Source organism: Kitasatospora sp. NPDC059747 (assembly GCF_042732955.1).
Classification (GTDB): domain Bacteria; phylum Actinomycetota; class Actinomycetes; order Streptomycetales; family Streptomycetaceae; genus Kitasatospora.
The window spans coordinates 22133-48547 of record NZ_JBHWGV010000013.1; the positions used below are offsets into that span (position 1 = coordinate 22133).

Annotated in this window: 23 protein-coding genes and 1 pseudogene; 13 read left to right on the forward strand and 11 right to left on the reverse strand. The window is 72.9% G+C overall.

Going from position 1 to position 26415, the window contains the following annotated elements; genetic code table 11:
* Positions 1-463: 463 nt before the first annotated feature.
* The 5 genes from pucL to ACFV4G_RS08335 all read right to left on the reverse strand — a co-directional run bounded on the left by pucL (position 464) and on the right by ACFV4G_RS08335 (position 3303).
* On the reverse strand, positions 464-1384 hold the full coding sequence (gene pucL, locus ACFV4G_RS08315; RefSeq protein ID WP_380437814.1) for a factor-independent urate hydroxylase: 921 nt from the start codon (positions 1382-1384) through the stop codon (positions 464-466).
* Between the two features lie 33 nt (positions 1385-1417).
* The gene (uraH, locus tag ACFV4G_RS08320) at positions 1418-1753 is read right to left on the reverse strand and encodes a hydroxyisourate hydrolase (RefSeq protein WP_380437816.1); all 336 of its coding nucleotides are present in this window, start codon (positions 1751-1753) and stop codon (positions 1418-1420) included.
* A gap of 153 nt (positions 1754-1906) precedes the next feature.
* Positions 1907-2410, reverse strand: a complete 504-nt coding sequence (gene uraD, locus ACFV4G_RS08325; protein WP_380437818.1) for a 2-oxo-4-hydroxy-4-carboxy-5-ureidoimidazoline decarboxylase — start codon at positions 2408-2410, stop codon at positions 1907-1909.
* A gap of 228 nt (positions 2411-2638) precedes the next feature.
* Positions 2639-3019: a helix-turn-helix domain-containing protein gene (locus tag ACFV4G_RS08330; RefSeq protein ID WP_359957717.1), complete on the reverse strand. Its 381-nt coding sequence runs from the start codon at positions 3017-3019 to the stop codon at positions 2639-2641.
* A complete protein-coding gene (locus ACFV4G_RS08335; protein WP_380437953.1) occupies positions 3016-3303 on the reverse strand; it encodes a thiamine-binding protein in 288 nt (95 codons plus the stop codon). The genes ACFV4G_RS08330 and ACFV4G_RS08335 overlap by 4 nt, the downstream gene beginning before the upstream one ends.
* Positions 3304-3516: 213 nt before the next feature.
* Between ACFV4G_RS08335 and ACFV4G_RS08340 the strand changes: the two genes are divergently transcribed.
* From ACFV4G_RS08340 to ACFV4G_RS08395, 12 genes and pseudogenes are all read left to right on the forward strand, one after another.
* Positions 3517-4362 (forward strand): hydroxypyruvate isomerase family protein, encoded by an 846-nt coding sequence (locus ACFV4G_RS08340; RefSeq protein ID WP_380437820.1) that lies wholly within the window; start codon positions 3517-3519, stop codon positions 4360-4362.
* A gap of 116 nt (positions 4363-4478) precedes the next feature.
* A complete protein-coding gene (locus ACFV4G_RS08345) occupies positions 4479-5366 on the forward strand; it encodes a 2-hydroxy-3-oxopropionate reductase (protein ID WP_380437822.1) in 888 nt (295 codons plus the stop codon).
* A gap of 393 nt (positions 5367-5759) precedes the next feature.
* Complete coding sequence (locus ACFV4G_RS08350; RefSeq protein ID WP_380437824.1) at positions 5760-6902, forward strand: glycerate kinase; 1143 nt, start codon at positions 5760-5762, stop codon at positions 6900-6902.
* 195 nt (positions 6903-7097) lie between these two features.
* Positions 7098-8483 (forward strand): allantoinase AllB, encoded by a 1386-nt coding sequence (gene allB, locus ACFV4G_RS08355; RefSeq protein WP_380437826.1) that lies wholly within the window; start codon positions 7098-7100, stop codon positions 8481-8483.
* Between the two features lie 63 nt (positions 8484-8546).
* Positions 8547-9602: pseudogene (alc, locus tag ACFV4G_RS08360) on the forward strand (allantoicase); the annotation flags it as partial.
* Between the two features lie 280 nt (positions 9603-9882).
* Entirely contained in the window at positions 9883-11343 is a 1461-nt protein-coding gene (locus ACFV4G_RS08365; RefSeq protein WP_380437828.1) for a catalase, read from the forward strand.
* 270 nt (positions 11344-11613) lie between these two features.
* Entirely contained in the window at positions 11614-12393 is a 780-nt protein-coding gene (locus ACFV4G_RS08370) for an IclR family transcriptional regulator (protein ID WP_380437830.1), read from the forward strand.
* A 205-nt stretch (positions 12394-12598) separates the two neighbouring features.
* Positions 12599-13528 (forward strand): metal-dependent hydrolase, encoded by a 930-nt coding sequence (locus ACFV4G_RS08375; protein ID WP_380437832.1) that lies wholly within the window; start codon positions 12599-12601, stop codon positions 13526-13528.
* Between the two features lie 185 nt (positions 13529-13713).
* On the forward strand, positions 13714-14802 hold the full coding sequence (locus ACFV4G_RS08380; protein ID WP_380437834.1) for a PDR/VanB family oxidoreductase: 1089 nt from the start codon (positions 13714-13716) through the stop codon (positions 14800-14802).
* Between the two features lie 60 nt (positions 14803-14862).
* Positions 14863-15801: a M24 family metallopeptidase gene (locus ACFV4G_RS08385; RefSeq protein ID WP_380437836.1), complete on the forward strand. Its 939-nt coding sequence runs from the start codon at positions 14863-14865 to the stop codon at positions 15799-15801.
* A complete protein-coding gene (locus ACFV4G_RS08390; RefSeq protein ID WP_380437837.1) occupies positions 15798-17540 on the forward strand; it encodes an SDR family oxidoreductase in 1743 nt (580 codons plus the stop codon). The genes ACFV4G_RS08385 and ACFV4G_RS08390 overlap by 4 nt, the downstream gene beginning before the upstream one ends.
* Positions 17541-17882: 342 nt before the next feature.
* Complete coding sequence (locus ACFV4G_RS08395) at positions 17883-18503, forward strand: LysE family translocator (protein ID WP_380437839.1); 621 nt, start codon at positions 17883-17885, stop codon at positions 18501-18503.
* Between the two features lie 24 nt (positions 18504-18527).
* Here ACFV4G_RS08395 and ACFV4G_RS08400 read toward each other — a convergent pair whose 3' ends face one another.
* Entirely contained in the window at positions 18528-18821 is a 294-nt protein-coding gene (locus ACFV4G_RS08400) for a hypothetical protein (RefSeq protein WP_380437841.1), read from the reverse strand.
* A 161-nt stretch (positions 18822-18982) separates the two neighbouring features.
* Here ACFV4G_RS08400 and ACFV4G_RS08405 point away from each other — a divergent pair, with 161 nt between their 5' ends.
* Positions 18983-19276 carry a hypothetical protein gene (locus tag ACFV4G_RS08405; protein ID WP_380437843.1) on the forward strand — a complete coding sequence of 98 codons (294 nt, stop codon included), beginning with the start codon at positions 18983-18985 and terminating at the stop codon, positions 19274-19276.
* 54 nt (positions 19277-19330) lie between these two features.
* Here ACFV4G_RS08405 and ACFV4G_RS08410 read toward each other — a convergent pair whose 3' ends face one another.
* From ACFV4G_RS08410 to ACFV4G_RS08430, 5 genes are all read right to left on the reverse strand, one after another.
* Positions 19331-20512, reverse strand: coding sequence for an XdhC family protein (locus ACFV4G_RS08410; protein ID WP_380437845.1), 1182 nt, complete (start codon positions 20510-20512; stop codon positions 19331-19333).
* Positions 20513-20635: 123 nt separating this feature from the next.
* Entirely contained in the window at positions 20636-22117 is a 1482-nt protein-coding gene (locus tag ACFV4G_RS08415; protein ID WP_380437847.1) for an NCS2 family permease, read from the reverse strand.
* A 327-nt stretch (positions 22118-22444) separates the two neighbouring features.
* Complete coding sequence (pucD, locus tag ACFV4G_RS08420) at positions 22445-24811, reverse strand: xanthine dehydrogenase subunit D (RefSeq protein WP_380437849.1); 2367 nt, start codon at positions 24809-24811, stop codon at positions 22445-22447.
* On the reverse strand, positions 24808-25296 hold the full coding sequence (locus ACFV4G_RS08425; RefSeq protein ID WP_380437851.1) for a (2Fe-2S)-binding protein: 489 nt from the start codon (positions 25294-25296) through the stop codon (positions 24808-24810). Before ACFV4G_RS08425 ends, pucD begins: the two co-directional genes overlap by 4 nt.
* The gene (locus ACFV4G_RS08430) at positions 25293-26180 is read right to left on the reverse strand and encodes an FAD binding domain-containing protein (RefSeq protein WP_380437853.1); all 888 of its coding nucleotides are present in this window, start codon (positions 26178-26180) and stop codon (positions 25293-25295) included. The genes ACFV4G_RS08425 and ACFV4G_RS08430 overlap by 4 nt, the downstream gene beginning before the upstream one ends.
* Between the last annotated feature and the right edge of the window lie 235 nt (positions 26181-26415).

Below are 26415 nucleotides of genomic sequence, written 5' to 3' on the forward strand. Positions count from 1 at the left end.
CGGCGCACCACGGGGCCATGACCTTCTTCCCGGGGTGGGGTACCGGGGCGGGGGGGGGTCCGGGGCCGCCCGGGACCCCGGCCGGGACCGGAAGATCTTGCAGGGGTGGAACCGCCGTCGGTGGTGCTGGTGTTGCTGGGTGCCATGTCGAGCCCCTCTTGTGCCCGCGGCTCCCGGCGCGCCCGTGGCGCTGGAGACTGCCGGATACTTCCCTGACCGAGGGCGGGACGGCGGTGCAAGGGTCCCTCGGCCGGCCTCTCCAGTGCCCCGGGCCGGCCGCCGTGAGGCAGGCACGAACTCCGGTGGGTGGGGGTGGAGAAACACGTGGAACAGGTAGTGACAAGGGTGGTGCTGGAGGTGCTGCAAGGGGTGGTGCCGGAGGTGGTGCGAACCGCCCGGACTCGGCCGGCCGATGAGGGCCGGAGGGTGCGGCGATGCCGGGCGGTGTCCATGGTGGGGGAGGTCAGACGACCGGGATGACCGGGACGACGCCCTCGCGGTGCACGGTGCCCTCGATGAGGCCGTACATGCGGTCCGCGGCGTAGTAGACCTCGTTGTCGTTCTTGAGGCCGAAGGGCTCCAGGTCGACGAGGAAGTGGTGCTTGTTGGGCAGCTCCAGGCGGACCTCGTCCACCTCGGCACGGTTGTTGAGGACCCGGGTGCCCATCGAGTGCAGGGTCTGCTGCAGCGAGTAGGAGTAGGTCTCGGCGAAGGCCTCCAGCAGGTGCCGCTTCACGTGGGTGTAGGAGCGGTTCCAGTTGGGCTGGGCCTCGCCGTCGCGGCCGCTGTAGCCGTACTTCCAGCGGGCCGTCACCTGGGTGGCGAGGATCCGGTCGTAGGCTTCCTGCAGGGTGGTGTACTTGTCCTTGATGTAGCCCCAGAACTCCGAGTTGGTGGAGTTCATGACGATGAGGTCCTTGAGGCCGGAGATGACCTGGACGGTCTCGCCGTCGTAGACGACCTCGGTGGTGCGGGTCTCCTGGCCGGTGCGGACGAAGGAGTGGCCGACCTCCTCGGAGCCGATGAAGCGGGCCGAGCTGTCCGGGGTCTTGATCCGGTCCCAGGAGTACTCCTCGATCCGGATGCGGGCGCTGTGGACGACGCCGCGCTCGGTGTCGTCGACGAAGTGCCGCGCGAGGATGATGCCGAAGGCCTCGGCCGACTCGATCCCGTACTCCTTGGCGAAGGCGTAGACGGTGTTCTTGGTGGTGTCGGTGGGGAGGCAGTTGGCGTTGGAACCGGTGAGGTGGACGTCCTCGAACTCGCCCTGGAGGGAGACCGAGACGTTCAGGTCCTTGATCTCGTGCCGGGTGGAGTCGCGGTAGACGCGTACGATGCGGTTCTCCGCCTTGCCGTACTGGTTCTGACCGAGCACGTGGGCCATGACTTTGGCTCCTTGAGCTTCCAGGTCGGTCTACTAGCTTCCGCGGTAGACCGAGTATCCGAACGGGTTCAGCAGCAGCGGCACGTGGTAGTGGTGCTGCGCGGGCGCGACCGTGAAGACGATCGAGACCTCGGGGAAGAACGGCGTCTCCGCGGACCGCCGCGCGTAGTACGCGGCGGTGTCGAAGAGCAGCCGGACGACCGAGCCCGCCTCCACGGCCGGCAGGTCCTTGGCCCGGCCGTCGGAGTCCGTGGCAGAGGTGCCGAGCACCTTCCAGCCACCCTCGGTGTGCAGTGCGAGCTCGACCGGGACGCCCTCGGCCGGGCGGCCGAGGCTGGTGTCGAGCACGTGGGTGGAGATGCCAGTCATGGGTGAAGTGACCTTACTGATGGCAGATGTGGGGTTGCTTCGCCGAGCGCGGCGCGGCCTCGCGATGATCTGACGAATCGTCAGAAACGAAGATCCGTCGGGTCGGTCGTGGATCGTGCCGGGAAACGGAACTGACGATACGTCAGAACCGGCTCAGGACTCGTCGAGCAGCCGGTTGATGCGGATGTCGTTGATCTTGCGCAGCTCGCCCCGGACGATCTCCGCCTCGGCGGCGGGGTCGTTGGGGTGGCGCTCGCGCAGGGCGGCGAGCATGGTGGCCGCGGTACGGCCGGTCGCGCAGATCAGGAACACGTGGCCGAACTTCGCCTCGTAGGCGGCGTTGGCCTCGTGCAGTTCGTCGAGGAGCGCTTGGTCCACGCCGTGGATGCCGGCCTGTTCGCGCTCGGAGGTGGCGTCGCCCGCCTTGGGCTTGCCGATCCGGGCGTGGCCGGCCATCGCGTCGTGCAGGTCCGCGACCGTCAGCGACCGCATCGCCGCCGCGTTCGCGGCGAGCAGGGCGCTGCGGTCCGACCAGGGCTTGGCCTCCGCGACGGCGGCGGCCCAGCGGGGGCTGGAGCAGATCTCCAGCAGGATCGCCTCAAGCTCGGCGGCGTCGGCCGCCGCGAGGGCGTCGAGGGCGTGGGGGTGGTTGGTCACAGGTGGACCTCCTGAAGAGTGGTGCCACCCGCACAAGCTAGATCGGCCCCACCCGGCCGTCAACACTTTGTTTAACGGTTGGTGGTTACGTTTTGGGCGGGCCCGTGTTGCCGGGCCGTTTCGTGTGCGATTCGCCAAGTGTGCCCCGCCGGAGGGCGGCCCACACTGGAACGCACCGGCGGGGCTGCCCGTTTTGGGAGGGTTCCGCCGGCGGTGCCCACGGGCGCCTCAGGAGGACTTCGAGCCGTCCTGGCGGTTGAGGTAGTTGTACACGGTGAAGCGGCTGACGCCGAGCGCCGAGGCGACGGTCTCGACCCCGTGGCGGACGGTGAAGGCGCCGCGCTCCTCCAGGAGGGCGACGACCCGCTGCTTCTCCCAGCGGTCGAGCTCGGCCAGCGGGCGGCCGTCGAACTGGCGGGTCATCTCGGCCAGCAGCCGGTCCAGCGCGCTGCTCAGGTGCGGCAGCCGGACGGCGAGCGCCGGGGCGCCCTCCCACTCCAGGACGACGTCCTCGGCCTTCGCCTCGCCCAGCGGGACGGGCGTCGCGCCGACCGCGTCCAGCAGCGGCTTGACGGCCGCGGCGAGCGGGTGTTCCACGTGCTCGGTCACGGCGTACCGCCCTCCTCCCGCGTCGCGTCGGCCACCGCGCCGCCGTTGCCCTCGCCGTCGCCCAGCACGCTGACCTGGACCGAGATCCGGGTCGCGCCGGCGTCCAGGGTCTCGCGGAGCAGCCTGGTCACCGCGGTGAGGACCTGGTCGGCCTCGCCCTCGGCGCCGGTCCCGAAGGGGCCGACCGAGACGGCCAGGCCGGCCTCGTCGACGACCTTGCGGGCCGCCGCGGCGTGCTCGGGGAACGTGTCCAGCTCGAACGGTTCTGTCGTGAACTCCACCATCAATCGCACCCGCTCACTGTAGCGAGCGGGGGTGGGGCGGGGCAGGCCCTGGGTGATCGGACAGCGCCGGGCCCCTCCCGGAGGGGTTTCCGGGCCACTTCAACAAATTGTTGCGGCGGCCTTGACAGTCGATCGGCGGGGCGGAGATGCTTCCACCACGCAGAATCCCTCTTCCGGATTGTGGAAGTTGAGGATGTCGGAAGAGAGTGAGAGGTGAGTGACGTGACGGCAGCTTCCCGGCACAGCTTCACGGTCAACCTGTCGATCCTGTTCGGTGAGCTCCCGCTGCTGGAGCGCCCTGCCGCTGCCGCCGCCGCCGGCTTCACGGCCGCCGAGCTGTGGTGGCCCTTCGGCGAGGAGCACGCCCCCTCGCAGGCCGAGCAGGACGCGCTCCGCAAGGCCTTCACCGACGCGGGCGTACGGCTCACCGGCCTCAACTTCCTGGACGACCTGAGCAAGGGCGTCCGCGGTACGGTCTCGGTGCCGGCCGACAAGGAGCGCTTCCGGGCCAACGTCCCGGTCGCCGCCGAGCTCGCCGCCTCGCTCGGTGCCACCGCGCTCAACGCGCTGTACGGCAACCGGGTCGAGGGCGTGGACCCGGCCGAGCAGGACGCGCTCGCGCTGGAGAACCTGGTGCTGGCCGCGAAGGCCGCGCACGAGATCGGCGCGATCCTGCTGATCGAGGCCCTCAACGTGGTCGAGTCCCCGGACTACCCGCTGGTGTCGGCCCCCGCCGCGGTCGAGATCGTCGACAAGGTCAACGCGGCCACCGGGCTCGGCAACGCCAAGTTCCTCTGCGACCTCTACCACCTGGCCAAGAACGGCGAGGACCTGGCTGCCGTCATCGACACCTACGCCGACCGCATCGGCCACGTGCAGATCGCCGACAACCCGGGCCGCAACGAGCCCGGCACCGGAGAGCTGGACTTCGAGGACCTCTTCGCCCGCCTCTCCGCCGCCGGCTACACCGGCTCGATCGGCCTGGAGTACCGCCCCTCCACCGGCGTCAGCGCCGACAGCTTCGGGTGGCTGCCGCGCGAGCTGCGCGCCGCGAAGTAGCGCCGCGCCGCGAGGCGGCACCGCGCCACCGGGCGCGCCGCGCCGCGAGCGCGCCCCGGCCCGTCCCGCGGGCCGGCCACCCGGCCCTCCCCACCTACGTACAAAGGAACGACGCGATGAGCCGCAAGATCGCCTTCGTCGGCCTCGGCATCATGGGCAAGCCCATGGCCATCAACCTGGTCAAGGCCGGGCACGACGTCACCGGTTTCGACCTCTCCCAGGACTCGATCGACGCCGTCGTCGCGGCCGGCGGCCGGGGTGCCACCAGCATCGCCGAGGCCGTCAAGGACGCCGAGGTCGTCATCACCATGGTCCCGGCCGACCCGCACGTCGAGGCGGTCATCCTCGGCGAGGGCGGCGTGCTGGAGAACGTGAAGGCCGGCACCCTCGTGATCGACATGTCCTCGATCACCCCGCAGACCTCCATCAAGGTCGGCAAGGCCGCCGTGGAGAACGGCGTGCGCGCCCTGGACGCCCCGGTGTCCGGCGGCGAGGCCGGTGCCGTCGAGGCCGTCCTGTCCATCATGGTCGGCGGCGAGGCCGCGGACTTCGCCGAGGCGAAGCCGCTGTTCGACGCCCTCGGCACCACGGTGGTCCACGTCGGCCCGGCCGGCGCCGGCCAGACCGTCAAGGCCGCCAACCAGCTGATCGTGGCCGTCAACATCCAGGTCCTGGCCGAGGCCGTGGTCTTCCTGGAGAACGCGGGCGTCGACCTCGCCGCCGCGCTGGACGTGCTCGGCGGCGGCCTGGCCGGCTCGACCGTGCTCAACCGCAAGAAGGCGAACATGCTCAACCGCGAGTTCGCCCCGGGCTTCCGGATCGACCTGCACCACAAGGACATGGGCATCGTCACCGACGCCGCCCGCGCCGTCGGTGCCGCGCTGCCGGTCGGCGCCGTGGTGGCCCAGCTGGTCGCCTCCGCCCGCGCCAACGGCGACGGCTCGCTCGACCACTCGGCGCTGCTGCGCGGCGTCGAGCGGCTCTCGGGCCGCGAGGTCAAGTAACCCGCCGGGCTCCCCCCGGGGAGCCCGCACAGACTCCTCCTGGTGGCGTGTACCTATCCGGTCGTGCCCGCGCCACCAGGAGGCCAGGCCCGACCGGCAGCCGGGCCGGGGCTCATCCGCCCGCCTGCCGGTCGACCCAGCCGGTGACGCGTCCTCCCTGTCGGGGGCACTTCGGTCGTGCCAGTGACGCGTCGCCCGGCCCCCTCCCTGCCGAGGGGAGCCCCTCGTACGTCGGAAGCGGGACGAGGGGAACGGCGGGAGGGGGCCGCCCTCCGGGGCAGCCCAGCTCAGTGCCGGCCCTGACCGGCATCGTCCGGGCAGGGGATGGCACCCCCGGGCCGCCCGGGCCCAAGCTTGAAGAACCAGCCGCACCCGTACGGAGAGGACCGCGCCATGCCCGCCACCCCCCACCAGGGCCATGTGGTCGTAGCTCCCGACAAGTTCAAGGGCACCCTGGAGGGCGCCGAGGTCGCCGCCCGGATCGCCGCCGGCATCCGCCGCGCCGCGCCCGGCACCGAGGTGCGCGAACTGCCCGTCGCCGACGGCGGCGAGGGCACCCTGGCCGCCGCGCTCGCGGCCGGCTTCACCCGCGTCCCGGCCAAGGTGGCCGGCCCCACCGGCCTGCCGGTGGACGCCGCGCTCGCGGTGCGGGACGACACCGCCGTGGTCGAACTGGCGCAGGCCTCCGGCCTGGCCCGGCTCCCCGGCGGGCGCACCGCCCCGCTCGCGGCCGGCTCCTTCGGCGTCGGCCAGCTGATCGGCCGGGCGGTCGCGCTCGGCGCCAAGCGGATCGTGCTCGGCCTCGGCGGCAGCGCCTGCACCGACGGCGGCGCCGGCATGGTCCAGGCGCTCGGCGTCAGCCTGCGCGATGCGGACGGCAACGAACTCGCGCCCGGCGGCGCCGCGCTGCGCAGGCTCGCGACGATCGACCTCGGCCCGCTGGCCGACGTGCTGGCCGGCGTCGAGGTCGTCGTGGCCTGCGACGTCGACAACCCGCTGCTCGGCCCGCGCGGCGCCACCGCCGTCTACGGCCCGCAGAAGGGCGCGGACGGCGACGACCTGGTGGTCCTGGAGGAAGGCCTGACCCGCTTCGCGGACAAGGTCGCCGAGGCCGCCGGGCGGGACGTGCGCGAGGCCCCCGGCGCCGGGGCCGCGGGCGGGGTGGGCTTCGCCGCCCTCGCCCTGCTCGGCGCCACCATGCGACCCGGTATCGAGCTGCTGCTCGAACTGCTGGGTTTCGACGAGGCCGTGCGTGGGGCACGCCTCGTCGTCACCGGCGAGGGCTGCCTGGACGCGCAGACGCTCCACGGCAAGGCCCCCGCCGGCGTCGCCGCGGCGGCCACTCGGGCGGGGGTTCGGGTGGCCGCTGTGGCGGGGCGGCTGGAACTGTCGGAGAGCGAGTGGCGCTCGGCCGGCTTCACCACCGCGATCGCCCTCACCGACCTGGCCGAACAGCCCGGCGACAGCATGACCAAGGCCGCCGAACTGGCCGAGACCGCGGGGGAGCGGCTGGCCGGGGCACTGCTGAGCGGCTGAGCCGTGCACCCGCGTACGCGTGGCGGCCAGGGCGCGCGAACACTCGTACGTTCCTCCATTGACGTTTTGTTGAAGGCGGGCCTAGGCTCCCGGCAATCCTTCGGTTCCCTCCTTCTCCGAGCGCCCCGGACGACCGCCCACCCCGGCCGGTCCGGCGTCCCCGCACCCCCAACTCCCAGGTTTCGGAGGTCCCCCATGCCTGTCAGCCAGCCCACGGTGATCCGCTCCCGGCGGGTGGTCCTGCCCGACGGCGAGCGCCCCGCGGACGTGCTGATCCGGGACGGGAAGATCGCGCAGATCGCCGCGCACGGCTCGCTGCTCGCCGGTGACCGCCGGCTCGTCGACCTCGGCGACACCGCGCTGCTCCCCGGCCTGGTCGACACCCACGTGCACGTCAACGAGCCCGGCCGCACCGAGTGGGAGGGCTTCGCCACCGCCACCCGGGCCGCCGCGGCCGGCGGCGTCACCACGATCATCGACATGCCGCTCAACTCCGTCCCGCCCACCACCACCGTGGACGGACTGGCCGTCAAGCGGAAGGCCGCCGAGGGCCAGACCTGGGTCGACCTCGGCTTCTGGGGCGGCGCCATCCCCGGCAACGCCGCCGACCTCGAACCCCTGCACCGCGAGGGCGTGTTCGGCTTCAAGAGCTTCCTCGCCCCCTCCGGCGTCGACGAGTTCCCGCACGTCGAGGCGGCCGACCTGGAGACCGCCCTGGCCGAGCAGGCCCGGATCGGCGCCCTCGCGATCATCCACGCCGAGGACCCCGCCGTCCTCGCCGCCGCCCCGCAGCAACCCGGCGTCCACTACCGGGACTTCCTCGCCTCCCGCCCCGCCGACGCGGAGACCGCGGCCGTCGCCCGGCTGCTCGACACCGCCCGGCGCACCGGCGCCCGCGTCCACATCCTGCACGTGTCCTCCGCCGCCGTCCTGCCGCTGCTGCGCCAGGCCCGCGAGGACGGCGTGCGGGTGACCGCGGAGACCTGCCCGCACTACCTGACCCTCGCGGCCGAGCAGGTGCCGGACGGCGACACCGCGTTCAAGTGCTGCCCGCCGATCCGCGACGAGTCCAACCGCGACGCGCTGTGGGCGGCCCTGGCGGCGGGCGAGTTCATCGCCGTCGTCTCCGACCACTCGCCGTCCACCCCCGACCTCAAGCTGCTGCCCGCGCACGGCGGCAGCGGCGACTTCGCCGCGGCCTGGGGCGGCATCGCCTCCCTCCAGCTCGGCCTGCCGGCCGTCTGGACCGAGGCCCGCCGCCGCGGCCACACCCTCGGCGACGTCGTCCGCTGGATGGCCTCCGGACCGGCCGAGCTGGCCGGCCTGAGCGCCACCAAGGGCGCCATCGAGGTGGGCCGCGACGCGGACCTGGTCGCCTTCGACCCGGACGGCGAATTCGCCGTCCACGCCAACGAGTTGCACCACCGCAACCCCGTGACCCCGTACGCCGGGCTGACCCTGGCCGGCGCCGTGCGCACCACCTGGCTGCGCGGCCGGGTCGTGGACACCGCCGCCGAGCCGTTCGGCCGGCAGCTGGCCCGCCCGGCCGCCCCCGCGGCCGCCCCGCCCGGGTCGAACTGACCCGCGCCGCCCGGCCCGCACCCACCCGCACCGACTCGCACCGACTCGAACCGAGGAGACGACGTGACCACCGCCGACACCCCGAGCGCTCCCTTCACAGAGCTGGTCAACCTGGCCTCCCGGCTGCTGGGCGCGGGCGTCGTCGCCACCAACGAGGACACCTTCGCCGACGCCGAGAACCTGCTGGTCGCCAAGCCCGCCGAGTTCCGCCCGCACACCTTCGGCCACAAGGGCCAGATCATGGACGGCTGGGAGTCCAAGCGCCGCCGCGGCGTCTCGGCCGACCAGCCGCACCCCACCGACCAGGACCACGACTGGACGATCGTCCGGCTGGGCACCGGCGGCGTGATCCGCGGCGTGATCGTCGACACCGCCCACTTCACCGGCAACTACCCGGAGAGCGCCCGCGTCGAGGCCGCGTCCGTACCGGGCCGGCCCTCGCCCGAGGAGGTCGCCGCCGCCGAGTGGACGACGCTGGTGCCGCGCACCGCGCTCAAGGGCGACACCGTCCACGAGTTCGCCGTCGAGGACGACACCCGCTACACCCACGTGCGCCTGAGCATCTTCCCGGACGGCGGCGTCGCCCGCCTGCGCGTGCACGGCGAGGTGCTGCCCGACCCGCGCGAGCTCGACGGCCTGACCTTCGACCTCGCCGCCCAGGAGTACGGCGGCGTGGCCGAGGCGGCGTCCGACCGCTACTTCTCCTCCCCGCACAACCTGAACGCTCCCGGTCGCGCCTCCGTCATGGGCGAGGGCTGGGAGACCCGGCGTCGGCGCGACAAGGCCAACGACTGGGTGCAGATCGCCCTGGCCGGGGGCGGTGAGGTCCTGGCCGCCGAGGTGGACACCACCCACTTCGTCGCCAATGCCCCCGGCTGGGCCGACCTCGTCGGCTTCGACGCCTCCACGGGCGGGAACCCCTCCGAGGGCGCGGACGGCGAGTGGTTCGAGATCCTGCCCCGCACCCGCCTGCAGCCCGACACCCGCCACCGCTTCCGGCTCGACGTCGGCCGACCGGTGACCCACGTGCGCATCAACGTCTACCCGGACGGCGGCCTCGCCCGCCTGCGCCTCACCGGCCGGCTCACCGAGGCGGGCCGCGCGGCCCTCGCGCTGCGCTGGTTCAACGCCGTCCCGGCCGCCGAGGCCGCCGCCGCGCTCGCCGAGGCAGGCCTGAGCGCCGACGAGGCCGCCGCGCTGACCGCCGCCCGCCCGCTGGCCGACCCGGCCGCGGCCACCGCCGCCGTCGCCGCGCTCCAGCCGTCCGACGGCCCCGACGGCGAGCACTCCTCGCGGCGCCGCTCGGCGCTCTGGCGCCTGCTCGGCGTCTGAGCCCCCGCCCGGTCCACCTCCTCCCCTCGTCACGCACCGCCTGTTCCGACACCTGAAGGACCCCTCCATGTCCAAGATCCTGACCACGGAGTCCGGCGCCCCGGTCGCCGACAACCAGAACTCGGCCTCGGCCGGCGAGTACGGCCCGCTGCTGATCCAGGACCAGCAGCTGCTGGAGAAGCTCGCCCGCTTCAACCGCGAGCGCATCCCGGAGCGCGTGGTGCACGCCCGCGGCTCCGGCGCCTACGGCTACTTCGAGGTCACCGACGAGGTCTCGCAGTACACCCGGGCGGACTTCCTCTCCGAGGTCGGCAAGCGCACCGAGGTCTTCCTGCGCTTCTCCACCGTGGCCGGCGCCCTCGGCTCCAGCGACGCGGTGCGCGACCCGCGCGGCTTCGCGCTGAAGTTCTACACGGGCGAGGGCAACTACGACCTCGTCGGCAACAACACCCCGGTCTTCTTCATCAAGGACCCGGTGAAGTTCCCCGACTTCATCCACTCGCAGAAGCGCGACCCGTACACGGGCGTGCAGGAGGCCGACAACGTCTGGGACTTCTGGGCCCACTCGCCGGCCTCCACCCACCAGATCACCTGGCTGTTCGGCGACCGCGGCATCCCGGCCTCCTACCGCCACATGAACGGCTACGGCTCCCACACCTACCAGTGGGTCAACGCCAACGGCGACGCGTACTGGGTGAAGTACCACTTCAAGACCAACCAGGGCATCCGCTCCCTGGACGGCGACCAGTCCGCCGAGGTGCTCGGCGCCGACGCCGACTCCCACCAGCGCGACCTCCACCAGGCCATCGAGCGCGGCGTGTTCCCGTCCTGGACCCTCTACGTCCAGCTGATGCCGGTCGCCGAGGCCGCGGACTACCGCTTCAACCCCTTCGACCTCACCAAGGTGTGGCCGCACGCCGACTACCCGCTGGTCAAGGTCGGCCGCCTGGTGCTCAACCGGAACCCGGAGAACGTCTTCGCCGACGTCGAGCAGTCCGCGTTCTCGCCGAACAACTTCGTGCCCGGCATCGGCCCGTCCCCGGACAAGATGCTCCAGGGCCGCCTGTTCGCCTACGCCGACGCCCAGCGCTACCGCCTCGGCGTCAACCACACCCTGCTGCCGGTCAACGCGCCGCGCGCCACCGAGGCCAACAACTACGGCCGCGACGGCTTCATGGCCGCCAACAGCGCGGGCCGCGCCAAGAACTACGAGCCCAACTCGTACGACGGCCCGGCCCAGACCGACAACGCGCTCGCCGCGCCGGTCAAGCTGGACGGCCACACCGGCACCTACACCACGCCGGCCCACACCAAGGACGACGACTTCTTCCAGGCCGGCGAGCTCTACCGCCTCATGTCGGCCGGCGAGAAGACCCGCCTGATCGACAACATCGCGGGCTTCCTGGCCCAGGTGACGCGCGACGACGTCGTCGAGAAGAACCTGGCCCACTTCCACGCCGCCGACGAGGAGTACGGCGCCCGCCTGGAGGCGGCCGTCGCCAAGCTCCGCGCGGGCGACGAGGGCTGACGCGGGCTCCGCCCCCCTCCGCTCCTCCTCCACCCTCACCGGCCGCCGGGGCCCGCACCCCGGCGGCCGCACGACGGGCCTTCCCCCTGGGCAGTGGGGGAGGGCCCGTCGCGGCGTTTTCCGCCCCCGCGTGCCTCCGTGCGCCGCCCGGCAAATCCGTGAATACGGAGCTGCACGGAATATTCACGGAGAGCAGTTGCCGGAGCCTTCGGGTCGATAGGCTGGAGGACGCCCGCGGTCGCTCCGTGGGGGACATCGGAAGGGGACGACATGTCGACACCAGCCCCGGGTCGTCACGCCGCGCTGGACCAGGGACTGCCCGGTCCGTTCACCTCCCTGCAGCACGCCCTCAGACTGCTGGAAGCCGTCGACCGGCACTCCGACGGCGCCACCCTGGTCGCCCTCGCCCGGGAGACCTCGCTCGGGCTGCCCACCGTGCGCCGGCTCGCGGAGATCCTGGAGATCGAGGGCTACCTCCAGTGCCAGGACGGCGGCTGGGTGCTCGGCGGCACCTTCGCGCTGCTCGGCCAGCACAACCGGGAGCAGCTCGTCCGCGCCCGGCTCAACCGCAAGCTCGCCGAGATCCGCGACGAGCTGGGCGCCGCCGTGTACTTCGGCCGCTACCACGACGGGGAGCTGACGGTCGAGGCGGTCTCCTCGTCCGAGTACGCCCCGCCGGTGCACGAGTGGGTGGACTTCCGGGCCACCGCGCACGCGAGCGCGATCGGCAAGTGCCTGCTCAGCCAGCTCGACTCGGACGGCCGGCGCGACCACCTCTCCCGCCACCCGGTCGCCCGGCTCACCTCCCGCACCGTCACCGACGCCGACCAGCTGATGCACCGTCTGGAGCGGCAGCCGGCCACCGTCCCGGTGCTGGACATCCAGGAGTACGCGCTCGGCACGGTGTGCGCGGCCGTCCCGGTGACGGCGGGCAGCACGGTCGGCTGCCTGGCGATGTCGATGCCGGTGGACAACGTGCACCGGCTCAGGGCGGCGGCCGAACTGCTCGCGGCCCGGGCGGCGCCGGTGATGCTGGCGATGGCGGTCTGAGCGCCGCGGTCCGTTCGACGGAGCCCCACCGGAGAACCGGTGGGGCTCCGCGCGTTTCCCGGGGCGTTCTCCGGCGCACATCACTTATTAGACTCGATGTCGATAAGAGCCGCCGAAACCCTTGTCCCCGTCGCTACCCGCGAGTACGTTTCCCTGAGTCGAGCCGCCGCCCCGAGCCGCCGCCCCCAGGTCAGGAGGGCCCGCCATGCCCCGATCCACCCCCGTTCCCGCCCTCGCCGCCCCTGCGGCCCGCGTGCACGAGAGCCTCGTCCTGGAGCCCCGGGACGTCCGCTTCGACTGGGCCGCCCTCCCGCTGCACTGGATCCCCGACGAGCCGATGGCCACCCACGTCATCAACGTGCTGCACCTGCTGCTGCCCGAGGGGGAGCGCTGGTTCGTCAAGGTGTTCAAGGAGGCGCTGCCGCTGATCCGGGACGAGCAACTGCGCGAGGAGGTGCTCGGGTTCATCGGCCAGGAGGCCATCCATGCGGAGGCGCACCAGGAGGTCCTCGACCACCTCCTCGGGCAGGGGCTCGACCCGCGTCCGTACGTGCGGCAGATCGCCTGGCTGTTCCGGCGCGTGCTCGGCGACAAGCCCGGCCTGTCGCCCGCCCGGCGGCGCGAGAACATCATCGAGCGCGTCGCGTTCATCGCGGCCATCGAGCACTTCACCGCCTTCCTCGGCAACTGGGTGCTCAACTCGCCCGGCCTGGACCGCGCCAAGGCCGACCCGACGATGCTCGACCTGCTGCGCTGGCACGGCGCCGAGGAGGTCGAACACCGCAGTGTGGCCTACGACCTGATGGTCCACCTCGACCCGGGCTACCTGCGCCGGATCCGCGGGATGGCCGTCTCCGGGCCGCTGCTGGTGCACCTGTGGGTGCGCGGCGCCCGGTTCATGCTCGCCGCCGACCCCACCCTGGGCGGGCGGATCAAGCCCACCTGGCGCGAGGCCGGCCGGATCGCCAAGCGCGGGCTGCTGCCCGACCCGGTCAACTCGATCCGCTCGGGCCTGCGCTACCTCAAGCCCGGCTACCACCCGACCCAGGAGGGCTCCTCCAGCCAGGCCCTCGGCTACCTCGCGACCTCCCCGGCCGCCCGCGCCGCGGCGGTGGCGGTGGCGGGGAGCGGGTGACGGGGGTGGCTGACAGGTGACGGCCGACAGATTTCAGATAACAGATAACAGAAAACGTTATCTGTTATCTGAAATCTGAAAGTTGTCAGCCGTCAGCCGTCGGCGGTTGCCCGCCACGAGCCACCAGCCGCCCCCCGCGCGCGCCCGCCCGCCCCCGCCCGCACCGACGCCAAGGAGCCCGCCGGATGGACCTGCTCAACCCGCCCCCCGACCTCTACGGCCGCCCCGGCGCCGACGGCTTCATGCGGCGGCTGACCGCCTTCGGCGACCGCTACTCCCCGGCCCTCGGCGGCCCGCTGCTGCGCCGCAACCCCCGCCGCCCGCTCAGCCGGCCCACCCCGCTGCTGCAACTGGTCGTCGCCGCCCGCCGCGAACTCGCCACCGACGTCGTCGAGTTGACGCTGGCCGACCCCTCCGGCGGCCCGCTGCCCGGCTGGCAGCCCGGCGCCCACCTGCGGCTCGCCCTGCCCTCCGGCCGCGAGCGCCACTACTCCCTCAGCGGCGACCCCGCCGACCCCGCCACCTACCGGATCGCCGTCCGCCGGCTCCCCGGAGGCGGCGGAGGGTCCGTCGAGATCCACGACACCCTCCACCGCGGCACCCGCCTCACCGCCCGCCGCCCCCGCAACGGCTTCGCGTTCTGCGCCGAGCCCACCGTCCTTCTCCTCGCCGGCGGCATCGGCATTACCCCCCTCCTCCCCATGGCCCGCGAGGCGCAGCGCCACGGCCTCGACTGGCGGCTCGTCCACGTCGGCCGCAGTGCCGACACCCTCCCGTACGCGGACGAGCTGCGCGCCCTCGACCCGCGCCGGGTCGTGCTGCGCTCCGACGACGAGCACGGCGGCGTCCCGACGGGCGACGAGCTGCTCGCGCACGCCCCGCGCGGCGCGGCCGTCTACTGCTGCGGGCCGGCCCCGATGCTGGCCTCCGTCCAGCGGGCGCTGGACTGGTCCCCGGCCGGGGCCCTGCACTTCGAGCGCTTCGGGGCCGCCCCGATCACCGGCGGCAAGCCCTTCACGGTGCGGCTCGGCGCGGACGGTCCGGCGCTCGACGTGCCGGCCGACCGGTCCGCCCTGGACGTGCTGCGCGAGGCCCGGCCGGACCTCCCGTACTCGTGCCACCAGGGTTTCTGCGGCACCTGCGAGGTCCGCGTGCTGGCCGGCGGCCCCGAGCACCGGGACCGCCGCCTCACCCCCGAGCAGCGGGCCGCCGGCGCCCTGCTGCCCTGCGTCTCCCGGGCCGCCGAGGGCGAGACCCTCGTCCTGGACCTCTAGCCGGACCCCTGACCCCCAGGCGCCCCCCACGAGCGTGCTCGACCTGCAGAAGGAGCCCCGATGCCCCCGACGGCGAAGCTGCCCCCGACGGCGAAACCGACCCCGTCCTTCCCGTACGACGAGCCCGACCTCGCCCGGTTCCGCGAGACGCAGCAGCTCGCCTACGACTGCGCCGAGGAGGTCGCCGCCTGGATCGAGCCGGGCGTCACCGAGCGGCAGGCCACCGCCGAGCTGCGCCGGCGCCTGGTGGCGGCCGGGGTCCAGGATTTCTTCCACGTCCCGTTCGCGTGGTTCGGCGACCGGACGGCGTTCCGGCACTTCCGCACCCCGCTGCAGTTCTTCGCGGGCAACCGCCGCCTGGAGGAGGGCATGCCGTACGTCCTCGACTGCGCGCCGATCGTCGACGGCTACACGGCGGACATCGGCTACGGCGGCAAGGTCGGGGAGAACCCGGTCTGGGACCGCCTCGCGGCCGACCTGCGGGTCTACCGGGAGCTGATCCTGGCCGAGGTGCGGGCCCGCCGCCCGCTGGACGAGGTGTACGCGGCCGTGGACGCGCAGCTCGCCGAGCACGGCTACGACAACCGCCACCGGGTCTACCCTGGCCGGGTGATCGGCCACCAGGTGACGAGGACGACCGCGCGCGGCCCGGCCGGGGTCACCGTCTTCGGCTTCGGCGTGCGCACCCTGCAGACCCTCGGCCGCGAGCTGGTCTCCGAGCGCCTGCACGGCCGTTCGCCGTTGTGGGCGGACGGCCGCTCGTCGCGGCACGCGCCCACCCCGGGGCTGTGGGCGGTGGAGCCGCACATCGCCTTCCGGGGCGTGGGCATCAAGTTCGAGGAGCTGCTGGTCGTCACCGAGGACGACGCCTACTGGCTCGACGACGACCTGCCGCACGTCCGCCGCTGGACGTCCGGGCCCACGTTCCAGTCCGCGCCCACGTCCGACCCCACCTCCGAGCCCACGCCCGAGCCCACCGCCCTGGAGACCGCCCGATGAGCGAGAGCCCGATGAGCGAGAGCCCGAAGACCCGCCGGACCGTCCGCTCCGGCGGCCTGCCGCTCGCCGTCTACGAGCAGGGCGACCCGGACGCCCCCACCGTCCTCCTCGTGCACGGCTACCCCGACACCCACGCCGTCTGGGACGACGTCGCCGACGACCTCGCCCGCGACCACCACGTGGTGCGCTACGACGTCCGCGGCGCCGGCGCTTCCGGCGCCCCCGCGACCCGCGACGGCTACCGCCTGGAGCAGCTCGCCGACGACCTGTTCGCGGTCGCCGACGCGGTCAGCCCCGGGCGCCCGGTGCACGTCGTCGCCCACGACTGGGGCTCGGTCCAGTCCTGGGAGGCCGTCACCTCGCCCGGCGCGGAGGCCCGGATCGCGTCCTACACGACGATGTCCGGGCCCTGCCTCGACCACATGGGGTACTGGCTGCGCCACCGGCTGCGCCGCCCCACCCCGCGCCACCTCGGGCAGCTGCTCCACCAGGGCCTGCACTCCTGGTACATCACCGCGTTCCACCTGCCGTTCCTCGGCCCGGGCGTGTGGCGCCTCGGCCTCGCCCGCGCGTGGCCGCGGGTGCTGCGCGACCTGGAGCACGTCACCCCCCGCCCGGGCCACCCGCAGCCGGGCCTGCGCCGGGACGCGGTGCGCGGCATCGAGCTGTACCGGGCCAACTTCCGCTCCGCGCTGGGCAGTCCGCGCGAGCGGCCGACCGAGGTGCCGGTCCAGCTGGTGACCCTCACCCGGGACCGCTACGTCGGCACCTACCTCTCCGAGGGCCTGGAGCGCTGGGCCCCGAACCTCACCCGACGGACGCTGCGGGCCGGCCACTGGTCGGCGCTGCTGGAGAAGGGAGCGCACGTGGCCGGTATGGTCCGCGAGTTCACGGCGAAGGCGGAGGCGGGCGACGGGCGTCCGGCGAAGGGCGACGGCCCGCTGATCGTCGTCACCGGCGGCGGCAGCGGCATCGGCCGGGCCACCGCGCTCGCCTTCGCCGAGGACGGCGCCCGGGTGGTGGTGTGCGACCTCGACCTCGCCGCGGCCGAGCGCACCGCCGAACTGGCCTCCCTCATCGGCCCGCAGGCCCACGCCTACCGGGTGGACGTCGCCGACGGCGCCGCGGTGGACGCCTTCGCGAAGGCCGTGGCCGCCGAGCACGGCGTGCCCGACGTCGTGGTCAACAACGCGGGCATCGGCCACTCCGGGACGTTCCTGCAGACCACCGAGCAGGAGTGGCGGCGCGTGCTGGACGTCAACCTGTGGGGTGTCATCCACGGCTGCCGCGCCTTCGCGGCCCTGATGGCCGAGCGCGGCGAGGGCGGCCACATCGTCAACGTCTCCTCGGCCGCCGCCTACCTGCCGTCCAAGGCGCTCACCGCGTACGCGACCAGCAAGGCCGCGGTGTTCATGCTCTCCGACTGCCTGCGCGCCGACCTCGCGTCCCACGACATCGGGGTCTCCACGATCTGCCCCGGCATCGTGAACACCAACATCACCCGCACCTCGACCTTCTCCGCCACCACCGCCGACGAGCAGGCCGCCAAGCAGGCCCGCGCCGCCCGGCTCTACGCCCGCCGCGGCTTCCCGCCGGAGAAGGTGGCCGCCGCGATCCTCCAGGCCGTCCGCACGAAGAAGCCCGTCGTCCCCGTCACCCCCGAGGCCAAGGCCGCCCGCCTCCTCAGCCGCCTCAGCCCCGCCCTCCTGCGCCTGGCCGCCCGCCTGAACGTGACCTGAGGCCGGTACGGGTCTGCGACAGCGGGTGCGCACCGCACATCGCGGCCTGGTCCTGCCAGTACGGCGGAGGATCGCGGGTGACGGAGGGTTTACGTCCTGCTCGATTCCCGTGTCCGTTCGCGCTCTTGCCTGGCGCGCGCATACGCCACGGCTGTGTCGGCCCAGACGTCGTCTGTGGTCGCAGTCCCGACCGGGCGATGGACGGCAGTGAAGAAGGGTTCGTCCCAGGTGCGCTGCGACCGGGCGGCGAGGTCGGCGGTGCCGGCGGCGGTGTGCTGGTCTGCCATGTGTGCAGGGGGTACCCGCGCAAGCCGTCGTGGTTCGTCCGTACCATGGCGGCCCATGGAGATGACGACTGCCCTGTGGTCCTTCGCCCTCGTCGTGGGGTTGTTGACGCTCACGCCCGGACTGGACACCGCGCTCGTGCTGCGGACGTCCGCGCTGGCGGGGCGGCGGCAGGCGTGGGGGGTCGTGCTCGGGATCCAGACGGGGACGCTGGTCTGGGGGACGCTCACGTCGGCCGGGGTCACGGCGCTGCTGACCGCCTCGCAGGTGGCGTACGAGGTGCTGCGCTGGGGCGGGGCCGCGTACCTGGTGTGGATGGGCGTCGGGATGCTGCGCAGCCGCGGCGTGCAGGCCGCGGAGGAGGAGGCGCCGGCGCGGGGCGGGTTCCGGTACGGGTGGCGGCGGGGTGCGCTGACCAACCTGCTGAACCCGAAGGTCGGGGTCTTCTACGTCGCCGTGCTGCCGCAGTTCATCCCGTCGGGGGCGCCGCACTTCGCCGCCGGGGTGGCTCTGACCTGCGTCCACGTCGTGGAGGGCGGGCTGTGGTCGGCGGTCCTGGTGGGCTTCGCGCAGGTGGTGCGCGGCTGGCTGCGCCGTCCGTCGGCGCGCCGGCTGATGGACCGGGTGACGGGCACGGTGGTGGTGGGGTTCGGGCTGAAGCTCGCGCTGTCCGACTGAGCGGACCGGGCCGGCCGCCGGCCGCTAGCGCCCCAGCCGCGACAGCCCCTCGCGCAGGTCGTCGGGGTTCATGCAGATGTGGGTCTGCACGGTCGCGTTGAACTCCAGCCAGAACGGTTCGCAGATGGACGGCAGGGCGGCCTCGTCCGGGACGTCGACCACGATGATCTGGGCGCGGTGGCCGTTGCGGTTGAAGAAGTAGGCCGCTTCGGGTTTGAGGGCGGCCATGATCCGTTCGAACCTCTCGCCGACCGTGCCGTCGGCGATCAGCTTGTTCGTGGTCGCGGTGTCGATTTCGATGTCCAGCAGGACGCGCATGGCAGGTGCTCCTTGCCCGGGCTCGGGGTGAGTCCGCAACTCCAGCCTCGCGCCGGCCACCAGGGGCCGCAACGTCACCCGCGTGGCGGCCGGTGGGTGGCCGCGGCGGGCGTGGCGGGCTGCACTGGTTGGGCCACTGCCCAGCCGAGAAGGAGCCCGCTATGGCGATCGTTGTGACCTTCGACATCCCCGGTGTGACCCAGGCCCAGTACGACGGGGTGATCAAGGCCCTGACCGGCAGCACCACCGGCTTCAACCTGCCGTCCGACCTGCCCGTCGCGGGCATCGTGTCGCACGTGGCCGGTCCGACGGCGACCGGCTGGCACGTCACCGACGTGTGGGAGAGCCGCGAGGCGTTCGACCGCTTCGCCGAGGTGCTGCGGCCGATCCTCCAGGACGTCGGCATCCCGGCCGACCCGCCGCAGGTCTTCGAGGCCTACCGCGTCGTGCGCTGAGCCGGTCCGTCAGCCGGCGCCCGTCGGCGTCGGCCGGCGAGCCGCCCCCGCCCGTCAGGCGGCGTGCGTGCGCGGTGCCTGGCTGTCCGCGGGTTCCGCCGCCACGTCGTGGTGGATCGGCCCGCTGCCGGCGCTGAGCGGGAGGCAGCTGCCGCCGCGCCGGTGGGCGATGATCTCGGCGGCGACCGAGACGGCGGTCTCCTCGGGGGTGCGGGCGCCGAGGTCGAGGCCGATGGGGGAGCGCAGCCGGGCGATCTCGGCGTCGGTGAGGCCGACCTCGCGCAGCCGGGCGTTGCGGTCGCGGTGGGTGCGGCGGGAGCCCATCGCGCCGACGTAGCCGACGGGCAGCCGCAGGGCGCGCTCCAGCAGGGGGATGTCGAACTTGGCGTCGTGGGTGAGGACGCAGAGCACGGTGCGCCCGTCGATCCGGTCGAGCTGGGAGTCGAGGTAGCGGTGGGGCCAGTCGACGACGACCTCGTCGGCGTCGGGGAAGCGCCGGGCGGTGGCGAAGACGGGCCGGGCGTCGCAGACGGTGACGTGGTAGCCGAGGAAGCGGCCGATCCGCACGACGGCGGCGGCGAAGTCGATGGCGCCGAAGACGATCATCCGCGGCGCGGGCACGTAGGACTCGACGAAGCAGGTCACGGTGCCCTGGTCGTGCTCGTCGCAGGGGCGGCCGTCGAGGCCGAGGACGATCCGGCCGGTGCGTCCGGCGTCGAGCATGGCGCGGGCCTCGGCGACGATGGCCCGCTGGAGCCCGCCGACCGTCGAGGGGGCCGGGGACAGTGCCCCGGTCGCGCCGTCGGCGGTGACGGCGAGCGTCGCGCCGACGAGTCCGCCGGGCCCGGCGATGATCCGGGCGAGCGCGACAGGCGTGCCGGCGGCGATGTGGGCGATGCCGGCGTCGAGGCCGGGGTCGGCCCCGGGCACGACCGGCTGGACGAACACGTCGAGGATCCCGCCGCAGGTCAGGCCGACGGCGAAGGCGTCCTCGTCGCTGTAGCCGAAGCGTTCGAGGACGGGTTCGCCGCTCGCGATGGCGCTCTGGCACAGCTCGTACACGGCGCCCTCGACGCAGCCGCCGGAGACGCTGCCGATCGCCTCGCCGTCCGCGTCGACGGCGAGGGCGGCGCCGGGGTCGCGGGGCGCGCTGCCGGAGACGCCGACGACGGTGGCCACGGCGAAGGAGCGCCCGGACGCGTGCCAGGCCTGCAGCTGGTCGGCGATGTCCTGCATGTCGGGAGGCTCCTTACACGTTTCGACAGTAGCGGGGGCGCCGCCGTACGGGAAACGATCCCGTACGGCGGCGTTGGTGTGCGAGCGGTCACCGTGCCGCAGTTGGCCGCCCGCGCGCCGCGGCTAGTGCACGCCCAGCCAGGACTTGATCGGCGAGAGCGCGAAGTACACGACGAACACGCCGGTGAGGATCCACATCAGGACGCCGGGCTCGCGCCACTTGCCCTGGCCGGCCTTGATGACCGTGTACGAGATGACACCGGCGGCCACGCCCGCGGTGATGCTGTAGGTGAACGGCATCAGGACGCAGGTGAGGAAGGCCGGGATGGCGACCTCGCGGTCGGACCAGTCGATGTGCCGGGCCTGGCTGAGCATCATCGAGCCGATGACGACGAGCGCGGCGGAGGCGACCTCGACCGGGACGATGCCGGCCAGCGGGGAGAAGAACAGCATCAGGGCGAACAGGCCGCCGGTGACGGTGGAGGCGAGGCCGGTGCGGGCGCCGTCGCCGACGCCGGTGGCGGACTCGACGAAGACCGTCTGGCCGGAGGCGCCGGCCAGGCCACCGACCGCGCCGCCGGCGCCGTCGATGAACAGGGCCTTGGACAGGCCCGGCATGCGGCCCTGCTTGTCGGCCAGGCCCGCTTCGGTGCCGACGCCGATGATGGTGGCCATCGCGTCGAAGAAGCCGGCGAGCACGAGGGTGAAGACCGCGACGGAGGCGCTGATCGCCCCCATGCCCTTGCCGCCGAAGGCGCCGAAGAGGTCGACGTGGCCGAAGAGGCTGAAGTCGGGTGCGGCGACCGGGCTGCCGGGCCACACCGGGACGGAGTTCGCCCAGGCCTTGGCCGGCACGTGGGCCAGCTTGTTGACGACGATGGCGACCACGGTGCCGCCGGCGATGCCGATCAGGATCGCGCCGCGTACGTTGCGCGCCATCAGCACGAAGATCGTCAGCAGGGTGAGGCAGAAGATCAGGACGGGCCAGCCGGAGAGCTCGCCGAAGGGGCCCAGCGACAGCGGGGTGGGGCCGCCGGTGTGCACGAAGCCGGCCTTGTAGAGGCCGATGATGGTGACGAACAGGCCGATGCCGATGGTGATCGCGTGCTTGAGCGGCAGGGGTATGCCGTTCATGATCTTCTCGCGCAGGCCGGAGACGACCAGCAGGACGATCAGCAGGCCGTAGATCACGCACAGGCCCATGGCCTGCGGCCACGTGGTGTGCGGGACGACCAGGGCGGAGACCGCGCCGGAGACGGAGAGGCCGGCGGCGAGGGCCAGCGGCACGTTGCCGACCACGCCCATGAGGATCGTGGTGACGGCGGCCGCGAGGGCCGTCGCGGTGGTCAGCGCCGCGTGGTCGAGCTTCACGCCGGTGACGTCCGCGCCGCTCAGGATGAGCGGGTTGAGCAGGATGATGTACGCCATCGCCATGAAGGTGGTGAGACCACCGCGTAGTTCGTTGGCGAGCGTCGATCCCCGGGCCGAGATCTTGAAGTACGCGTCGAGCGCGCTGTTCGGCCGTGCTGCCGGGACCGACGTGGGGGTGTCGTCCTCGGCGGGTCTGTCTTCGGTGGTGCCGGGTTCCGTGGGGATCCGGGTCATGTCCACTCCCAAGGTTCAAAGGGGGTTGGGGTGGGCGAGCCGACCTGACTGCCAGGCAACGAATCCGGCGCAGGGGGACTAATCGACTCACTGGGCGCACTCTGTGGCTGTGCCGGCGGTGCGTAGGTGGTGCGCACCGCTGCAGAACCCCGGCGTGGGAGAGGCAGCGGGACAGTGCGTTCGCGTATCGGCTTGTGGTGCATGGGAGTCGCCTCAACTGCGAGGTGGGGGTTGGTGCTGGTGGTGCTGGGTGGTGCCGGGTGGTGCTGCCCCGGGGCGGCGGGGAAGACGGTCGCCGCCCCGGGGACGTCCGGTGAACGGCCGGGGTCAGCCGGGCTGTTCGGTGGTCAGGTGCTCGGGGCGGACCGGGATCCGCTTGAGCGCGAGGCCGGTGGCGTTGCGGATGGCCGCCACGATCGACGGGGTGGCCGAGACGGTCGGGGCCTCGCCGACGCCGCGCAGCCCGTAGGGGGCGTTGGGGTCGGGCAGTTCGAGGATCTCGACCGGGATCGGCGGGGTGTCGAGGATGGTGGGGATCAGGTAGTCCGTGAAGGAGGCGTTGCGCACCTTCCCGTCCCGGACGATGATCTCCTCCATGACGGCGAGGCCGAGCGCCTGGGTGCAGCCGCCCTGGATCTGGCCGACCACGGAGAGCGGGTTGAGCGCCTTGCCGACGTCCTGGACGGCGGTCAGCTCGACCACCTTGACCAGGCCGAGCTCGACGTCGACGTCGACGACCGCGCGGTTGGCGCAGAAGGTGTACTGGACGTGGCCGAAGCCCTGTCCGGTCTCCTTGTCGAACGCCTGGGTCGGGCGGTGGTGGTGCTCGCGGGTGAGGTCGATGGCCTCGTCGCCGAGCAGGTCGACCATGGAGACCAGCGGACCCGCGCCCTCGGAGACGACCTTGCCGCCGACGAGGGTGATGTCGTCGTGCAGCCAGCCGTAGCGGCGGCGACCCTTGTCGATCAGCGCGCGCTTGACCGCCTCGGCGGCGAGCTTGACGGCGCCGCCGGTCATGTAGGTCTGGCGCGACGCGGAGGTCGAACCGGCCGACCCCACCTCGGTGTTGGCCGGGTGGATGGTGACGAGCTCGACGCCGAGCTCGGTGCGGGCGATCTGGGCGTGCACGGTGACGCCGCCCTGGCCGACCTCCGCCATCGCGGTGTGCACCATGGCGACCGGCTCGCCGCCGATCACCTCCAGGCGCACCCGGGCGGTGGAGTAGTCGTCGAAGCCCTCGGAGAAGCCGACGTTCTTGATGCCGACGGAGTAGCCGACGCCGCGCACGATGCCCTCGCCGTGCGAGGTGTTGGACAGCGCGCCGGGCAGCTGGCGCACGTCCAGGTGGGCGGTGTCCAGCGGCGGGGGCAGCGGCATGTCCTTGACCCGCTGGAGCAGGTCGGCCACCGGGGCCGGCGAGTCGATCTGCTGGCCGGTGGGCATGAAGTCGCCCTCGGCCATGGCGTTGAGCTGGCGGAACTCGACCGGGTCCATGCCCAGTTCGGCGGCGATCCGGTCCATCTGCGTCTCGTAGCCGAACGCGGCCTGCACCGCGCCGAAGCCGCGCATCGCCCCGCAGGACGGGTTGTTGCTGTAGAGCGCGATGGCGTGCATCTTGACGTTCGGGATCACGTACGGGCCGTGGCCGAGCGAGGCCGCGTTGCCGACGACGGCCGGGGAGGCGGAGGCGTAGGCGCCGCCGTCCAGCACGATCCGGCAGTCGGCGAAGACGAGCTTGCCGTCGCGGGTGACACCGTGCTCGTAGTGCATCTTCGCCGGGTGGCGGTGCACGTGGCCGTAGAAGGACTCGTCGCGAGCGTAGACGATCTTGACGGGCTTGCCGGTGTGCTGCGCCAGCAGGCACGCGTGGATCTGCATCGAGATGTCCTCGCGGCCGCCGAAGGCGCCGCCGACACCGGCGAGGGTGAGCCGGACCTTCTCCTCGGGCAGGTCCAGCACCGGGGCCATCTGCTCGCGGTCGACGTGCAGCCACTGGGTGGCGATGTACAGGTCGATGCCGCCGTCCTCGGCGGGCACGGCGAGGCCGGACTCCGGGCCGAGGAAGGCCTGGTCCTGCATGCCGACCTCGTAGTCGCCGCTGACGATGACGTCCGCGAGCGCGCGGACCTCGTCGGTGACGCCGAGGCCGGAGACCAGCTTCTGCTCGTGGCAGATGTTGCCGTAGCCGTGCGACTTGAACTCGTGCGGCTCGTGCACGTAGCCGTGGGTCTCCGGGTCCAGGCACTGCTCCTCGGTGACGATCGGGGTGAGCACCTCGTACTCGACCTTGATCTTCTTCACCGCGCGGCGGGCCGTCTCCGGGTGGTCGGCCGCGACCAGCGCGATCGCCTCGCCGTGGTAGCGGACCTTGTCGATCGCGAGGGCCGGCTGGTCCTGGATCTCCAGGCCGTAGAACTTCGAGCCCGGGATGTCCTGGTGGGTGAGGACGGCGTACACGCCGGGCACCTTGAGCGCCTCGGAGATGTCGACGCCGAGGATGTTGGCCCGGGGGTGCGGCGAGCGCAGCGCCATACCCCACAGCATGTCCTCGTGCCACATGTCGGACGAGTAGGCGAACTCGCCCTTGACCTTCAGGTTGCCGTCCGGGCGCAGCGGCGAGCCGCCGATGCCGTCCTTGGACGCCTGGTCGATGTTCTGGAGGTTCTTCTGCCCCTGGATCGTGCGCGTGCTCATTCCGCAGTCCCCTTACCGGCGCACTTGCGGGCGGAGGCGAGCCGCACCGCGTCCATGATCTTCTCGTAGCCGGTGCAACGGCACAGGTTGCCCGACAGCGCCTCGCGGATGTCGTTGTCGCTGGGCTGCTCGTCGCGCTCCAGCAGGGCGTCGGTCTGCACCAGCAGGCCGGGGGTGCAGAAGCCGCACTGGACGGCGCCGGCGTCGATGAACGCCTGCTGGACGAGGCCGAGCTCGCCGTTCTCGTCGGCCAGGCCCTCGACCGTGCGGACCTCGCGGTCCTGCACCTGGCCGGCCGCGACCAGGCAGGAGCAGACCGGCACGCCGTCGAGGTAGACGGTGCAGGAGCCGCACTCGCCCTGCTCGCAGGCGTTCTTGGAGCCGGGCAGGCCGACCCGCTCGCGCAGCACGTACAGGAGGCTCTCGCCCTCCCACACGTCGTCGGCCTCGACCGGCTTGCCGTTGGCGGTGAAAGTGACCCTCATGCCGCGCTCCTGATCTGCTTGCTGTAGTCGTTCCAACACCAGGTGAGGGTGCGGCGGGCCATCACGGCCAGGGAGTGGCGCCGGTACTCGGCGGTGCCCCGGACGTCGTCGATGGGGGAGGCCGCGGCCTTCACCAGCTCGCCGAAGCGCTGGATCACCTCGGTGCCCAGCAGGCCGCCGGACTCCCAGAGGCCGCGCTCGGCGAGGACGCCCTGGAGGTACTCCTCGGCCTCGACGGCGCGGCGCGGAGTGGGGGCGGCCGAGCCGATGCCGGTGCCGACGGTGCCGGTCCTGGGGTGCAGGGCGAAGCCGAAGGCGCACACCGCGATGACCATCGCGTTGCGGGTGCCGATCTTCGAGAACTGCTGGGGGCCGTCGGCGACCGGGATGTGCACGGCCCGGATCAGCTCGTCGGCCGCCAGGCTGTTGCGCTTCACGCCGACGTAGAACTCGTCGATCGGGATCATCCGGGTGCCGCGCACGGAGGCCGCTTCGACGAACACGTCCCGCCCGGCCGCCAGCAGCGCGGGGTGCGCGTCACCGGCCGGGGAGGCGCCGCCGAGGTTGCCCCCGACACCGCCCCGGTTGCGGATCTGCGGCGAGCCGACGGTGTGGGCCGCCAGCGCGAGGCCGGGCAGCGGACCGGACAGCTCGTCGATGATCCGGGCGTAGGGGACCGAGGCGCCGAGCCGCACGACGCTGCCGTCGTTGGACCATTCGGTGAGCTCGGTGATGCGGTTCAGGTCGAGAATCGCGGATGGCCGGTGCACGTCGAAGTTCATCTCGACCATGACGTCCGTACCGCCCGAGATGGGCAGCGCGGTCGGGTACTCAGCCTTCGCCGCGAGTGCCTCGTCCCAGGTAGCGGGCCGAAGGAACTCCATGCGGGTGTCTCCTCAAGTCGTCGCCGGCCGGACGGGTGGGCTGGGTGCCCGGAACCCGGTGTTCGGGACCTGCCCACCGTGTCGTCGCCTCGGCGTCGGATCCCGGTCACCGGGCTGTGTCCGGCGGCGTGTGGCCAGTGAACCGCTGTGACGGGGCCCACTGGCAGTCACCGATGGCATGAAGCCCCGGCTGTGGTCCCGCCCGGCATCCTGTACGTTCCTCTAAGGAGGACAA

What these genes read in the sequence shown, in the direction of transcription:
- allB (WP_380437826.1), top strand. Translation starts at nt 7,098, where the DNA reads ATGCCTGTCAGCCAGCCCACGGTGATCCGCTCCCGGCGGGTGGTCCTG.
- ACFV4G_RS08390 (WP_380437837.1), top strand. Translation starts at nt 15,798, where the DNA reads ATGAGCGAGAGCCCGATGAGCGAGAGCCCGAAGACCCGCCGGACCGTC.
- ACFV4G_RS08395 (WP_380437839.1), top strand. Translation starts at nt 17,883, where the DNA reads ATGGAGATGACGACTGCCCTGTGGTCCTTCGCCCTCGTCGTGGGGTTG.
- ACFV4G_RS08380 (WP_380437834.1), top strand. Translation starts at nt 13,714, where the DNA reads ATGGACCTGCTCAACCCGCCCCCCGACCTCTACGGCCGCCCCGGCGCC.
- ACFV4G_RS08335 (WP_380437953.1), bottom strand. Translation starts at nt 3,303, where the DNA reads ATGGTGGAGTTCACGACAGAACCGTTCGAGCTGGACACGTTCCCCGAG.
- ACFV4G_RS08345 (WP_380437822.1), top strand. Translation starts at nt 4,479, where the DNA reads ATGAGCCGCAAGATCGCCTTCGTCGGCCTCGGCATCATGGGCAAGCCC.
- ACFV4G_RS08370 (WP_380437830.1), top strand. Translation starts at nt 11,614, where the DNA reads ATGTCGACACCAGCCCCGGGTCGTCACGCCGCGCTGGACCAGGGACTG.
- pucD (WP_380437849.1), bottom strand. Translation starts at nt 24,811, where the DNA reads ATGAGCACGCGCACGATCCAGGGGCAGAAGAACCTCCAGAACATCGAC.
- ACFV4G_RS08350 (WP_380437824.1), top strand. Translation starts at nt 5,760, where the DNA reads ATGCCCGCCACCCCCCACCAGGGCCATGTGGTCGTAGCTCCCGACAAG.
- ACFV4G_RS08365 (WP_380437828.1), top strand. Translation starts at nt 9,883, where the DNA reads ATGTCCAAGATCCTGACCACGGAGTCCGGCGCCCCGGTCGCCGACAAC.
- ACFV4G_RS08375 (WP_380437832.1), top strand. Translation starts at nt 12,599, where the DNA reads ATGCCCCGATCCACCCCCGTTCCCGCCCTCGCCGCCCCTGCGGCCCGC.
- uraH (WP_380437816.1), bottom strand. Translation starts at nt 1,753, where the DNA reads ATGACTGGCATCTCCACCCACGTGCTCGACACCAGCCTCGGCCGCCCG.
- ACFV4G_RS08415 (WP_380437847.1), bottom strand. Translation starts at nt 22,117, where the DNA reads ATGACCCGGATCCCCACGGAACCCGGCACCACCGAAGACAGACCCGCC.
- ACFV4G_RS08410 (WP_380437845.1), bottom strand. Translation starts at nt 20,512, where the DNA reads ATGCAGGACATCGCCGACCAGCTGCAGGCCTGGCACGCGTCCGGGCGC.
- ACFV4G_RS08385 (WP_380437836.1), top strand. Translation starts at nt 14,863, where the DNA reads ATGCCCCCGACGGCGAAGCTGCCCCCGACGGCGAAACCGACCCCGTCC.
- pucL (WP_380437814.1), bottom strand. Translation starts at nt 1,384, where the DNA reads ATGGCCCACGTGCTCGGTCAGAACCAGTACGGCAAGGCGGAGAACCGC.
- ACFV4G_RS08405 (WP_380437843.1), top strand. Translation starts at nt 18,983, where the DNA reads ATGGCGATCGTTGTGACCTTCGACATCCCCGGTGTGACCCAGGCCCAG.
- ACFV4G_RS08400 (WP_380437841.1), bottom strand. Translation starts at nt 18,821, where the DNA reads ATGCGCGTCCTGCTGGACATCGAAATCGACACCGCGACCACGAACAAG.
- ACFV4G_RS08425 (WP_380437851.1), bottom strand. Translation starts at nt 25,296, where the DNA reads ATGAGGGTCACTTTCACCGCCAACGGCAAGCCGGTCGAGGCCGACGAC.
- ACFV4G_RS08430 (WP_380437853.1), bottom strand. Translation starts at nt 26,180, where the DNA reads ATGGAGTTCCTTCGGCCCGCTACCTGGGACGAGGCACTCGCGGCGAAG.